The sequence below is a fragment of the Clostridium sp. Marseille-Q7071 genome (assembly GCF_965112025.1).
Map to the genome: position 1 here is coordinate 1,539,577 of NZ_CBCOPR010000001.1, position 13,396 is coordinate 1,552,972.

At 27.6% G+C, this 13,396-nt stretch carries 10 protein-coding genes and 1 other annotated feature; of the genes, 7 read left to right on the forward strand and 3 right to left on the reverse strand.

Annotation, left to right across the window (positions count from 1 at the left end):
• Window positions 1–67: 67 nt before the first annotated feature.
• The 3 genes from ACWPW7_RS07185 (at window position 68) to ACWPW7_RS07195 (ending at window position 3,769) form a co-directional block, all read left to right on the forward strand.
• Window positions 68–793 carry a hypothetical protein gene (locus tag ACWPW7_RS07185; RefSeq protein ID WP_454052948.1) on the forward strand — a complete coding sequence of 242 codons (726 nt, stop codon included), beginning with the start codon at window positions 68–70 and terminating at the stop codon, window positions 791–793.
• A gap of 650 nt (window positions 794–1,443) precedes the next feature.
• Window positions 1,444–2,937 (forward strand): YjjI family glycine radical enzyme, encoded by a 1,494-nt coding sequence (locus tag ACWPW7_RS07190; protein ID WP_454052949.1) that lies wholly within the window; start codon window positions 1,444–1,446, stop codon window positions 2,935–2,937.
• Window positions 2,930–3,769, forward strand: coding sequence for a YjjW family glycine radical enzyme activase (locus ACWPW7_RS07195; protein ID WP_454052950.1), 840 nt, complete (start codon window positions 2,930–2,932; stop codon window positions 3,767–3,769). The genes ACWPW7_RS07190 and ACWPW7_RS07195 overlap by 8 nt, the downstream gene beginning before the upstream one ends.
• Before the next feature lie 120 nt (window positions 3,770–3,889).
• Here the strand turns inward: ACWPW7_RS07195 and ACWPW7_RS07200 are convergent, their stop codons facing one another.
• Entirely contained in the window at window positions 3,890–4,117 is a 228-nt protein-coding gene (locus ACWPW7_RS07200; RefSeq protein ID WP_454052951.1) for a hypothetical protein, read from the reverse strand.
• A 211-nt stretch (window positions 4,118–4,328) separates the two neighbouring features.
• Between ACWPW7_RS07200 and ACWPW7_RS07205 the strand changes: the two genes are divergently transcribed.
• A complete protein-coding gene (locus ACWPW7_RS07205) occupies window positions 4,329–4,811 on the forward strand; it encodes a GNAT family N-acetyltransferase (protein WP_454052952.1) in 483 nt (160 codons plus the stop codon).
• Window positions 4,812–4,928: 117 nt separating this feature from the next.
• Here ACWPW7_RS07205 and ACWPW7_RS07210 read toward each other — a convergent pair whose 3' ends face one another.
• Window positions 4,929–5,957, reverse strand: a complete 1,029-nt coding sequence (locus tag ACWPW7_RS07210; protein ID WP_454052953.1) for a lactonase family protein — start codon at window positions 5,955–5,957, stop codon at window positions 4,929–4,931.
• Window positions 5,958–6,772: 815 nt separating this feature from the next.
• On the opposite strand from ACWPW7_RS07210, the gene ACWPW7_RS07215 reads away from it, so the two are divergent.
• Both ACWPW7_RS07215 and asnS read left to right on the forward strand, forming a co-directional pair.
• On the forward strand, window positions 6,773–7,249 hold the full coding sequence (locus tag ACWPW7_RS07215) for a QueT transporter family protein (protein WP_454052954.1): 477 nt from the start codon (window positions 6,773–6,775) through the stop codon (window positions 7,247–7,249).
• A gap of 260 nt (window positions 7,250–7,509) precedes the next feature.
• Window positions 7,510–7,756 (forward strand) — a binding site (T-box leader).
• 53 nt (window positions 7,757–7,809) lie between these two features.
• On the forward strand, window positions 7,810–9,201 hold the full coding sequence (gene asnS, locus ACWPW7_RS07220; protein WP_454052955.1) for an asparagine--tRNA ligase: 1,392 nt from the start codon (window positions 7,810–7,812) through the stop codon (window positions 9,199–9,201).
• Window positions 9,202–9,354: 153 nt separating this feature from the next.
• On the opposite strand, the gene ACWPW7_RS07225 is transcribed toward asnS, so the two are convergent.
• Window positions 9,355–11,676 carry a family 10 glycosylhydrolase gene (locus tag ACWPW7_RS07225; protein WP_454052956.1) on the reverse strand — a complete coding sequence of 774 codons (2,322 nt, stop codon included), beginning with the start codon at window positions 11,674–11,676 and terminating at the stop codon, window positions 9,355–9,357.
• Window positions 11,677–12,462: 786 nt separating this feature from the next.
• Here ACWPW7_RS07225 and ACWPW7_RS07230 point away from each other — a divergent pair.
• The gene (locus tag ACWPW7_RS07230; protein ID WP_454052957.1) at window positions 12,463–13,284 is read left to right on the forward strand and encodes a DUF6597 domain-containing transcriptional factor; all 822 of its coding nucleotides are present in this window, start codon (window positions 12,463–12,465) and stop codon (window positions 13,282–13,284) included.
• Window positions 13,285–13,396 lie beyond the last annotated feature (112 nt).

Consider the following 13,396-nt stretch of genomic DNA (forward strand, 5'->3'; position numbering starts at 1 on the left):
GAGATTATGCTCTATTTCGATTTAGAAATAGAGCATTTTTATAGAAAAGTACTTATGGAGGACAAGTATGAAGGTAGATGTTAAAAATTATAAAATAAACCATAAGAATATAGAGATTAATGGTATAGGTCTTCAAAAGGAAAAATCTCTTCATAGAAGCTTAAAGAATATTTATTGTGGTGAATGTGGAAGAATGGAAGTTATGGTTGAGGGATATATAGTAGATGTAGTAAAAGATAATATACTGTATGAAATTCAAAGTAAAAATTTTTATAATATACAAAATAAATTGAAGGATTTACTTGTAAATAATAAGATAGTTTTAGTTCATCCTATTGCTGCAGAAAAAACTATTATACTATTAAGTGAAGATGGACAAGTTATAAGTAAAAGAAAATCTCCTAAAAAGGGAAAAGTTATAGATTTTTTTGATGAATTAGTATCTATCCCCCATTTAGCTTTAGAAAAAAATTTAGAAATAGAAATTTTACTCACTAAAGAAAAGGAAATAAGGATTAAAGATGGCAAAGGAAGTTTTCGAAGAAGAGGAGTTAGTATAGGAGATAAACTATTAATAGACATAATAGATAAATATAGATTTAAAAGTGAAGAAGATTATTACAGTTTTTTACCTAAGGACTTACCTTCAAAGTTTACTAATAAAGAATTATCATTAAATTTAAACATACCAATTAATAAGATAAGAAAAATGACTTATAGTTTAAAAAAGATGGGATTAATTGAAGAAGTGGGTAAAAGCGGAAGAGAGTTACTTTTTTCAAAACGTAAATAGATATACTACCTTAAAAAATAATGTATAACTAACAATTGTGGGATTAAATATTTTAATTCACAACTTAAGACAATGGAGAATTGAGAATGGAAAATTGACAATTGTGGTGGAAATTAATTCTTTATGAATTAATTTCTTAAATATGTTTTTTTACTAGCAATACAATTGCTAGTTTTAAGAAAGTGCTGTGTAACAATAGAAAAATTAATTCAAAATTTTTTCATTGCTAATCATGAATTTTCAATTATGTAAGGGAGGAATTTTTGATAGTTCATATCTATAATACCGTAGGGGCGAACATTGTTCGCCAGTTTTATATCTAATGGGAAGAGTAATTGATAAAGAAGTGAGAAGTGAAAATTGACAATTATAGTGGAAATTAGTTTTACTAAAACTAGTTTCTTTAATTGTTGTTTTGCTAGTAATTTTATTGATAGCCTTTGCAAAAATAGCCATATATTAATATAATAAGGATTTGTTTAAAAATATCGAATTTTGTAGTATAATATTATTAAAATAAGTGAAATTCTATGTTTTTGTTAATTAATAAACAATATTAATGGAGAATTACTATTGAAATTTCACAGAAATATAATTATACTAAAATTATAAAGATATAATAAAAATAAATAAGTGTATGGAGTGATTATATGGAGAAGCAAGTACTTTCAATTATTAAAGATAATACACTGACTTATGGAATGAAGGTTATATCTCTAGCTAAATTAGCTGAGAATAGTGTAAACATTTTAGATATAAGCGATGACATTAAAAAGTATATGGATGAAGGAATAATTTGTGATTTAGCTGAAGGAAATGCTCCTTATAGACCAAGATATATTGTTCCTAACTATGAAAAATTCATGGAAAATGGAAGTGAGTTTTTAAGAATAAAACCAGCTACAAATATTTGGGAAGCAACTCATAACTTATTAATGTTATATAAAAATGTACCATCTGTAACAACTTTCCCTGTATATGTAGGAAATATTGACACTCTTTTAGAACCTTATATAAAAGATGAAGAAGAAGCGTATAATGCAATAAAATTATTTTTAATGCATATTGATAGAACTGTAACAGATTCTTTCTGCCATGCTAATATTGGTCCTGTAGATACAAAAGCAGCAAGATTAATATTAAAAGCAGAAAGAGAACTTCAAAATTCAACACCAAATATAACTTTAAAGGTTAGCGATGAAACTTCTGAAGAACTTATGACAGAAGCTGTACAAACAGCATTATCTTGTGCAAAACCAAGTTTTGCTAATCATGAAATGTTCACAAAAGACCTTGGAAATTATGGTATAGCAAGTTGTTATAATGGATTAAAAATAGGTGGAGGAAGTTACACTTTAGTTAGATTAAATCTTGCTAAATTAGCACCTAAAGCTAAAGATGCAGAAGATTTTATAAATAATGCACTACCTCATGCAATGAAGCTTATGACAGATCTTATGGATGAAAGAGTAAGATTTATAGTAGAAGAAAGTGGTTTCTTTGAATCAAGTTTCTTAGTAAGAGAAGGATTATTATCAAAAGATAACTTTACTGCTATGTTTGGTATGGTAGGACTTGCAAATGCTGTTAACTACTTTATAAATTCAGACAAGCAAGAAGATAGATTTGGATATTCTGATTATGCAAATGATTTAGGAATGAAAATAATAGAAAAGATGCAAGAAATAGTTGATAATCATAGTAATAAACACTGCTCAGCAAGTGATGGAAAATATCTTTTACATGCACAAGTAGGATTAGACAGTGATGAAGGCGTAGCACCAGGATGTAGAATTCCTATAGGTGAAGAACCAGAAATTTATGAGCATTTAATACAAAGTGCTCCATTCCATAAATTCTTCCCATCAGGAATAGGTGATATATTTAAGTTTGATGAAATGTCTAAGAGAAATCCAAAAGCTATAATTGATGTTATAAAAGGAGCTTTTAAATTAAATATTAGATATATATCTGTTTACTGTGAAGACTGTGATGTTATAAGAATTACAGGTTATTTAGTTAAGAAATCAGATATAGAAAGATTAGAAAAAAATCAGCAAGTATTAAATGATACAGTTGTACTAGGATATGGAGCAGCTAAGAATCAAAAAGTACTAGAGAGAAAATTAAGACATAATGAGTAAAACTGCCATAGTAAATAAAATAATACCTTTTAGTACAGTAGATGGAGAGGGAAATAGAACAGCCATATTTCTTCAAGGTTGTAATTATAACTGCCTCTATTGTCATAATCCTGAAACAATAAATCGCTGTATAAATTGCGGGAAATGCGTAAGCTATTGTGAATATGGTGCTCTTTCTATAATAGATGGAAAAGTCAATTATAATAGAGATAAATGTGTAAACTGTGATAGTTGTATTGCAGTTTGCGAGCACAATAGTAGTCCTAAAGTTAGCGTTATGACTGCTCAGGATATATTAAAGGTATTAAATAAAACTAAATATTTTATATCTGGAATAACTGTATCTGGTGGAGAATGTACATTGCAAAGTGATTTTTTAATTGAGCTTTTTAGAGAGGTTAAAAAATTAGGCTTAACTACATTTTTAGATACTAATGCTTCACTTCCTATATATAATAACTTAGAACTTCTAGAGGTTACTGATAAAACTATGATAGATTTAAAAGCCTTTGATAGCGATGAAAATAAATATCTTACTGGCATGAAAAATGAAACTGTTATAGAAAACATAAATAAATTAGCTAAAATGGATAAAATTTATGAAATAAGAACAGTAGTAGTACCAGAAGTTTTAAATAATGAACGTACTGTAGAAATGGGAAGTAAGCTTATAGCAGAACTAAATCCTAATATAATTTATAAGCTTATAAAGTATAGAGCACTAGGTGTTAGAGAAGATTTAATTAAATCCTATACTCCATCTAATGACTACATGGAAAAGCTAAGAAATATAGCAATAAAAAATAATGTGAAAAATGTAGTGGTAGTTTAGTAGACCAATAAAAACTCCTTTAAGCATAGATTAAAGGAGTTTTTATTGATTTATATAACATTACAATAGAATATTCAAGCAATATAAATACTAGAATTCAGAAAACTACTGTAATAATAATTAAACAGTTACTTGAGGGTATCCTTCTAAAAGTTCATCAAGTTCTTTTGATGCTTCGTTAAAGGCTTGGAGTTTAGAAATTACTTCTTGAGCGTCAAAAGTTAGAGAATATTCACATACTGGACAAGTTAGCCCATTATCAACAATATTATCAAAGTTAGATTCTGTAATAATTATTTCAGTATCGCATATACAAGCAATTTTAAAGCTTAATATTTTATTATACATAATAATTAATCCCCCTTTTTTGACGATATTTTACCATATAAGTAAAAATAAATCAAATAGAGATAAAGGTAAAATAATTTAATATTATTAATAATAAGTATTTTATAGAAGAATTGAAGAATAGATAAAGATGCTATAATTAAATCTAAACAATGTTTTTTATTTATATTTGTTATATTAAAAATAGTAGAATTAAAGGGGTAGAAGTTATATGAAAATATGTAACAATATATTTATTAAGAGTATAAATGATGATTATGCAATGCAACTTGTAGATATTTTAAACAATGATTATGGGTTAAAAAATGCTTTGGATTCAAGTGAAAATAAAATATCCAAATCAGAATTTATAGATTATAATAAACAATGGTGTCAAAATAAAAATGCTGAAATATTCGCTATTATTTTAAATGATATTGCAATAGGAATAATATCATTAAGTCATCAAGATATTAAGGAACAAAAGGCACAAATAGGATATTGGATTAGTAGTAAATATTGGGAGAATGGATATACAAGCTGTGCATTTTCACAAGTATTAAATTTAGCAAGAAAAAAAGGAATAAAATATATATCAGCTACTATAAAAAGCGATAACATAGCTTCTAAAAGCATTTGGATAAAAAATGGAGCAAAAATAGAAGAAACAAATGATAAATTAAATGCACTGATAACATTAAAAAACATAGTTTAATTATTATTTAAGATAGAATAAAGCATAGTTTATGTAGGGGCGAACGATGTTCGCCGGGAAATCTAAATAAGTTATAATTGTCAGATATTAAACAGACGAAATATTAACTATTCATATCTAGAATATTGCCATTCCTTGTGCACCAATTTTTGGTAGTCTTGTATCTTGGAATATTTGTAATAGAACTAAATGTCCATCTTCCTCAATTTCAAATACACTGATTGAGCCTTCACCACCATTTAAAACATAAAAGTTCTGGCCACATAGGTCTATTCCACTATCAATTGGAGATCCTGTTCTATTAGGTGTACTTGGTATACTTTCAACAACAGTCAAAACACCTTCATGATTAATATTATAGCGAGTTATTGTACCGTTACCAGCGTTAGAGGTATAAGCACGATTCTCATTAGGAGTAACTGAAACCCAACAAGTTGCTGATTGATTATTTAGGACAGAACCACTAATAACATTAAGAATACCATTATCTGTAACCTTATATGATGATAATGCATTTGTAGTTACCTCAGTAACTAGCAAAAGATTGTTATTGAGATAAGCTGAGCCAAAAGGACCTATACCATTAGAAGGATTTACAATTGGACCTTCTAGACTTCCATCGCGATTTACTTCATAAACGCTGAGATTATTGGTTACTCCTTCGCTTACAACAAGTTTATCACCGAAAACACTTGAAACAATACATTTTGATTGAGCATTATCTGAACTTAATGGCTTTTGAGAACCACTTATAATACTAAGGTGTCCATCTGATTCAATATGAAAACCAGTAACATTGGCAGGAATTTGAGGCGGATTGCCAGAATTAGTTACATAAAGATTGTGGTTATTTACAGTTAAGCTGTTAGGGAAAACTCCACCGGATGGTACTACAGAAACAAGAGTAAGGCCCCATTCACATATATGAAAGGTACTTATGCTATTACTACCAGCGTTAACTACAAAGAGAAACCGGCCATCAGATGATAAAGTAATTGAACCTTGGGATCCTAGGGGATCTACTTGCTGTAAGCCTGTCCCGCTTCCTCCTGTTTTATAAACTTTTGGACAAGAAAGAGTTCCCATACTATCTCTCATTAAGGCAACAACGCTATTATCTAATTCATTAGTCATAGAAAATACCATACTGATACAGAGTTATCTTCATTATAAAACATTTTATCAATCTCCTTTAAATTATAGCTTAATTTCAAATTTAACTATAATTTATTATATGTATTATTTATAAAATGGCATGTTATTAATTAAAAGATTTATTCATTAAATATTTGTATCAGGTCTTCTGCTTTTATCTATAATTTGAATTAGTAAAGTATAGTTATTGTAAAATACTTTCAGCTTTGCAAACATATTTGCTAATGGAAAACATAACATTTAATAAAAATGTTAGAAGTTTTTAAAAAGTTAATTTATTACTTATAGACTATACTCCTTGATTTATAAAGTTTTATAATATATAATATTATTTGTTAAAATTAATTAGACAGTTCGGAAGCCTCCTGTCTTTAAATAAAACTACGGCAGCAATCTTTTTAATCCTAACATTTTATTAGGATTATTAGAGTTATCTCAAAAGAGTAGAAACGCTGTCCTAATGACAGCGTTATTTTATTTTTTAGAAAGCATATTACATTAAAAGTCTACATAACTTAAACAATTTACAATTTTAAATTAGCTATTAATTTTAATTTATATTAAAAAATAAAGATATGATTTTTATTTTGTTAAAAGTAAATTAAAAAGCTTTACTCATATAAATATTTATAATCTTAATATTGAAATTTGTGAATTGTAAAGTGAAAAGTTGGGAATATTATTTCTAAAGTAAATAGGGATATGAAAAGTTATTGAAATAAATAGCTTTATTAGTATTGCGCCGCAGTTAAGTTTAATGTTAAAAGGCTTTGAAATTATTTAATATTTTTTAGGAGGAAAAAGGTATGGATACTAAAAAACTATTAAAGGTTTCATTGGTGGCAGCAATATATGCAGTTATTACATATGTTTTAGCACCGATATCCTTTGGGGCAATACAATTTAGATTATCAGAGATAATGACTTTGTTAGCATTTATAGATCCGTTATATGTACCAGCACTTACTTTAGGATGCGGTATTGCTAATCTTTTCAGCCCTGCTGGTGTTATAGATGTAATTGTAGGAACTGCAGCAACCTTTATAGCAACTTTTGTTATGAGTAAAAGTAAAAATATGATTATAGCATCATTATATCCTACAATAGTAAACGCGATAATGATAGGAGCTATGCTTTATTATGCGTTTAATTTACCATTAGTTTTATCCGCACTTCAAGTTGGGGTAGGTGAGTTTGTGGTAGTAACTATAATAGGGATACCTGTATTTAAATTACTATTAAAGGACAAAAATTTAAGTGATATATTAAAAATCAGTGAATAAAAGCTAAGACCATAGGATTTTTATCTTATGGTCTTAACTTTTTATATGTAAGATTTTATAGAATTAAAAAATTAAATTTATTTTTACTAGTAGATTATTATGAAGGATTGTATATACTATAAAGTATAGGTTACTTAATATTGAAGTAGATGAGTAAAGTCCAGTATATTTTATAAAATATTTGACAACTATATATTTAAGCTATATAATAATTACTAGTATTTAAAAATAATTTTTGTATATAATATAAATAATGTAAATTAAAAGCAATGAAGAGAAGAGTAAATATGAGAGGTAATTTAAGCGAGTTGACGATGGTGAGAGGTCAATATGAAACTTATGTTGAAGAACATCTTAGAGCTTCTAACCGAAATTGTTATGAAAGTAGGCTTAGACGGAATTAAACCGTTATAAATTAAACAGTATCGAATATAATCTGTACTGTAAAGAGGTCATTTTATGACAATTTGGGTGGTACCGCGGAATAGTTAACCTTTCGTCCCTATTAGGGATGAAGGGTTTTTTTATATTTATATAAAGTTTTAAAGGAGGAAAACTGTATGGAAAAAGTATTAGTAAAACAAATTTACAGAGAAAAAGAAAAATATGGTGATCAAACGATCTCTATAAGTGGTTGGATTAGAACTTTAAGAGCTTCTAAAAATTTTGGCTTTATAGAAGTAAATGATGGAAGTTTCTTTAAAAATATTCAAGTAGTATTTGAGGAAGAATTAGAGAATTTTGTGGAAGTATCAAAGCTTAGCGTAAGCTCTTCAATTACTGTAGAGGGAAAACTTGTATTAACTCCAGAAGCTAAACAACCTTTTGAGTTAAAAGCTACTAAAATTATTGTAGAAGGGGAATCATCCTCAGAATATCCACTGCAAAAGAAAAGACATAGCTTTGAATTCTTAAGAACTATTGCCCATTTAAGACCAAGAAGCAATGCTTTCTCAGCGGTATTTAGAGTACGTTCATTAACTGCTTATGCTATTCATAAGTTTTTCCAAGAAAGAGGATTTGTTTATACTCACACCCCAATAATCACAGGAAGTGACGCTGAAGGTGCAGGAGAAATGTTTAATGTTACAACCTTAGACTTAAATAACGTTCCTAAAAGCGAAGATGGAACAATAAACTTTGGAGAGGATTTCTTTGGAAAACAAACTAATTTAACAGTTAGTGGTCAATTAGAAGCAGAAGCTTATGCATTAGCATTTAGAAATGTTTATACTTTTGGACCAACTTTTAGATCAGAAAATTCAAATACTGCTAGACATGCTGCTGAGTTCTGGATGGTAGAACCTGAAATAGCTTTTGCAGACCTTAAAGATGATATGGAACTTGCAGAAGATATGATAAAATATATCATAAACTTTGTAATGGAAAATGCTCCAGAGGAAATGGAATTCTTCAACAGCTTTATAGATAAAGGATTAAAAGAAAGATTAGAGAATGTAGTAAATTCTGACTTTGCTGCTATAACTTATACTGAAGCTATAGAATTATTAAAGAAAGCAGATAAAGAATTCCAATATAAAGTAGAGTGGGGCGCTGATTTACAAACAGAGCATGAAAGATATATTACAGAAGAAGTATTTAAAAAGCCAGTATTTGTTACTGACTATCCAAAGGAAATCAAATCCTTCTATATGAGAGTAAATGATGACAATAAAACTGTTGCAGCAATGGACTTATTAGTTCCAGGTATAGGTGAAATCATAGGAGGAAGCCAAAGGGAAGAAAGACTAGATATTCTTGAAAAGAGAATGGAAGAACTAGGACTTAAAAAAGAAGATTACTGGTGGTATCTAGAGTTAAGAAAATATGGTGGAACAAAACATGCAGGCTTTGGACTAGGATTTGAAAGAATGATAATGTATGTAACTGGTGTAAGCAATATCAGAGACGTTATACCTTTCCCAAGAACTACAGGAACTGCTGAATTTTAATAAAGTTTCAATATATAAGGGTCAAAACCTATGTTTTGGCCCTTATATATTAAGCATAAAAATGCTAATTTTAATAAGGTAAATTTATTTTTGGTATCTTTCATATTTGAAATAGATTTATAGATAGTAGATTTTACTTGTAATTTTATTATTTTAATTTAATGCATTTAACAGAGCATTAAAGCTATCTTGTTTTATATCTCCGCCGACTTTATACATTTTACTGAATTTTTTATTTTTAATTATGTTTTCTTGCTCTTTGGCTAAATTATTGCCAAGTATAATTATAGGCGAATTGTTTTTTGATGCTAAAGGTCCAGCAGTTAAAGCATCTATTAGTGGATTGCTTTTTGTTACAAATAGGGAATCATAATTTGAATTTGAGTAAAACTTTTGTAGTACTTTTGCATTAGTTTCTTCTCTATTAGCACCATTAAGTCTATTATTTAAAACATTGTTTGTAGTTACAGAATTTACTTTACTTATTACAGCATCAGATATAACACCATTTCCACCTATAAAATAAGAATCTTTTATACTTTTGTCTTTTAACCAATTGTAGATATTAGCTGGTAAAGTATTTTTTTCTGTTAATATAATTGGTTGTTTGTCTGAACCAGCCTTCGAAGCAATAGATAATGCATCAGCTTCTCCATTGCCGCCAGCAATATACACCTTATCTATAGATACATATTTTGATATTTCATTAGCTACATTAAGAGAAGTTTCATATCTATTTACTCCTCCAATTCTATTTAATTTACAATTTGGTAGAACTGATTGAATATACTTATATACTGTATTATCTACAACACCATCTCCGCCAACAATTATAATATTATTGGGTTTTAACCTTTTTAATTCATTTTCAGTTGAACTAGGTATATTATTTTTATTAGCTAATAAGATAGGTGCATCTTTAACTGAAGCTAAAGGAGTAGATGTAACTCCATCAATTATTGAATTTGCACTTGTTATAATTACAGTATCTGCTCCAGCTGACCATCCTTCTTTGCTAATTGATACAGCAGTATCAAATCTATTATTACCTTGAAGTGATTTAACAGGTATTGAAGGTGCAGCAACATTACTTAAATATGCAGTAGATACATATCCAATGCCATTATTATAATTAATTTTTGACCAACCATTGCTTTCAGATAACACTTCTACTTTAGCACCTTTATTTAAAGAGCCAATTACAGAATGATTTGTTCCAGAGCCGCTTCTTACATTTAGAGAATCTGTATTAACTATTTGTATTTTTTGTACAGGCTCTGGCTTAGGTACAGGCTCTGGATTAGGTGCTGAATCTGTATAAAGTGATTTTATGTCATTTTGAAGTTGTTGATTTTTCATGATATCTCTAGCTGAAAAATACATACTACCTTTAATTTCTTTATATTTTCTGTTTAAAGTTATTTGTTGTTTTATTTCTTTAGCTACATTAAGACTATCGCTTCCACCTTGTCTATATATACCTTGTCCTATATATAGATCTACATTGGTGTCTTTTACTTCATTTGACCACCATGAAACTAGTTTTGAATAATCTGCTATGTCAAATCCGATTGTCCAATATATTTGAGGGACAATATAGTCAACAAGGCCTCTTTGTATCCAAGCTCTTGAATCAGCATAACTACTTGAATAACTTTCATTTCCACTTGTATCTGAACCAGTTGGATCGCTAGTTTTATTTCTCCAAATTCCACTTGGGCTTACACCAAATGTAACTTTAGGCTTTACGCTTTTTATAGCGGATTTTACATCGTTTAGTAAAAGATTTACGTTTTCTCTTCTCCAATCACTTTTGTTTTTTCCATTGCTATATTTATTATAAGTAGCATCATCATTCATTCCATCTTTGTAGAAGTAATCATCAAAATGTATTCCATCTACATCATATTTTTTTACTACCTCTAATACTGTATCTACAATATGCTTTCTAGCTTCAGGCAGTCCTGGATTATACATCAATGCATCATAAGCACCATTTTTATATTTTATCACCCAATCAGGATGCAATCTTGCAGGATGAGTAGATGCTAATGAATTAAGATCAGCAGAATCAGTTGTTATTCTATATGGATTAAACCATGCATGAAAGTCCATACCTCTTTTATGAGCTTCATCTATTAAGAATGGAAGTGGATCATATCCAGGATTTTTACCTTGACTTCCAGTTAAGTATTCTGACCATGGGTTTATAGAGGATGAATATATAGCATCTCCCTTAGGTCTTACTTGAACAACAACAGTATTTATACCAATGTTTTTTAGCTTGTCCAATAATTTTATATATTCTTGTTTTTGAGCAGATTCATTATTCCTTGTACTAGGCCAATCAATATTATAAACCGTTGATATCCATACTGCCCTCATTTCCTTAGTATCATTTGCTGCAAATACTTCCATATTAAAGCTTGAAAGTATTATACATAGTGATAAAAATATTACCTTTAATTTATTCATTTTACACCTCCAATAGTAATTATATAGATATACCAAAGAGAGCTATCCTATAAAGAAAGCAAACTAAAATAATTACTTTACATAAATATTGTAGAAAATTTAATTAAATTAGAATGAAATATAGGTAAGATATTTAAAAAACTATATTATTAAATATCTAATTATAGATTTAAAATTTATAATTGTGTTCAAAATTAATTAAGGAAATTAGCTTAATTAAAACTAATTTCCTTAATAATTTCCGCTTTATAATCAATATATATGTAAGTTGCTTAGTTTCAATTTTTCATTGATTAAAGTTGCAGAGCTAAATATTTAATAACATAAGCTACTAAACCATATATTAGAATTTTAGCTATTTTATCTATATATCGATTATTATGTAAAATAATTTAAATTTTTACTTGATATATCTGCATATTTAAATAGTACAATGGAAAATTATAAATTTCAACCAAAATATAGAAAATATTTTAACTCAAGTTGCGTGGATATCTGTTCGATACCTGTTTATATTTACCTATAATATATGGTTATAAAGATAAATATGAAATACTATACAATAAAAGTCAATTATTAAGATCATAAAAATGGAAAATAAAGAAATTAAGAATATATAGAAATTACTTGTTTAGCATATTTTAATTAATTATTTTTATAATTTATTTAGGGATTTTTGTATTAAATTATTTAAAAAAATTGTATTTTGTAATAATTACCTGTAAAAATGTAGTATAATAGTTATTAAGCGATTTATATTAATCTATGTAATTGGAGGAAGGAAATATGTACAATTATAAATCTATTCAAATGCCATTATTAGATATTGATGGCGTTAATGATTTTATATATAAAGAATATAAACCCTCCGAAGAACTTACACCTTATATATGTTGTTATTGGTACTTAAAAACTAATAAAGACATAGATGGAGATTATTATATAAGAGTATTACCAGATGGATGTATTAATTTAGTATTCAGCAATTATAATAAGCCTTTTGATGATAATAGTCTGTTAATAGGATTAAATAAGAAACCATCTTGCTTTACAATAAAAAATCATAGAGAACTTTTTGGAATAAGACTTTATCCTGGTACTAGCGGACTAATTTTTAATTGTCCAGCAAGTGAGTTTTTAGATAAAACAATACCACTAAAATATTTTTGGGGAGATATACTTCTTAAGATTAATGACGAATTATCTAAGAAAATATTTATATATGACAAAATAGAATTAATTGAGGCTTATATAAAAAGTTTACTTATAAATAAAATAAATCTTAAATTGGATTCAGTAGTTCAAAATTCTTTAAATTATATTTATGATGCTAAAGGACAAGTATCTATTAATGAGATTGCCAATAATCTAAATATTAGTAGCAAATCCTTATTTCGTAAATATAATAATTGGATAGGGATAAGCCCCAAATTATTTTGCAGGATAGTAAGATTTCAAAATACTTTAAAAGATATTGCATCTTTAAAGGAAGTGCCTCTTTGTGAATTGGCTTTAGAAAATGGATATTATGATCAACCACATTTTATTAAAGAATTTAAGGAGTTTTATGGTAATTGTCCATCAGAACTCTTTAATAAATATAATTAGGTCTTTTTTTTACAATACAAAATATTATCTTTTGTGATATAAAAATACTTATATAAACAAAATACTTCATTGTTTTAAAAAGTTTTATCATAAAATAAATTTAAAAATTTTG

Excerpts from the sequence above, each read along its gene's own strand:
- ACWPW7_RS07195 (WP_454052950.1), top strand. The coding sequence starts at position 2,930 with ATGAGTAAAACTGCCATAGTAAATAAAATAATACCTTTTAGTACAGTA.
- asnS (WP_454052955.1), top strand. The coding sequence starts at position 7,810 with ATGGAAAAAGTATTAGTAAAACAAATTTACAGAGAAAAAGAAAAATAT.
- ACWPW7_RS07210 (WP_454052953.1), bottom strand. The coding sequence starts at position 5,957 with ATGGTATTTTCTATGACTAATGAATTAGATAATAGCGTTGTTGCCTTA.
- ACWPW7_RS07225 (WP_454052956.1), bottom strand. The coding sequence starts at position 11,676 with ATGAATAAATTAAAGGTAATATTTTTATCACTATGTATAATACTTTCA.
- ACWPW7_RS07230 (WP_454052957.1), top strand. The coding sequence starts at position 12,463 with ATGTACAATTATAAATCTATTCAAATGCCATTATTAGATATTGATGGC.
- ACWPW7_RS07215 (WP_454052954.1), top strand. The coding sequence starts at position 6,773 with ATGGATACTAAAAAACTATTAAAGGTTTCATTGGTGGCAGCAATATAT.
- ACWPW7_RS07190 (WP_454052949.1), top strand. The coding sequence starts at position 1,444 with ATGGAGAAGCAAGTACTTTCAATTATTAAAGATAATACACTGACTTAT.
- ACWPW7_RS07200 (WP_454052951.1), bottom strand. The coding sequence starts at position 4,117 with ATGTATAATAAAATATTAAGCTTTAAAATTGCTTGTATATGCGATACT.
- ACWPW7_RS07185 (WP_454052948.1), top strand. The coding sequence starts at position 68 with ATGAAGGTAGATGTTAAAAATTATAAAATAAACCATAAGAATATAGAG.
- ACWPW7_RS07205 (WP_454052952.1), top strand. The coding sequence starts at position 4,329 with ATGAAAATATGTAACAATATATTTATTAAGAGTATAAATGATGATTAT.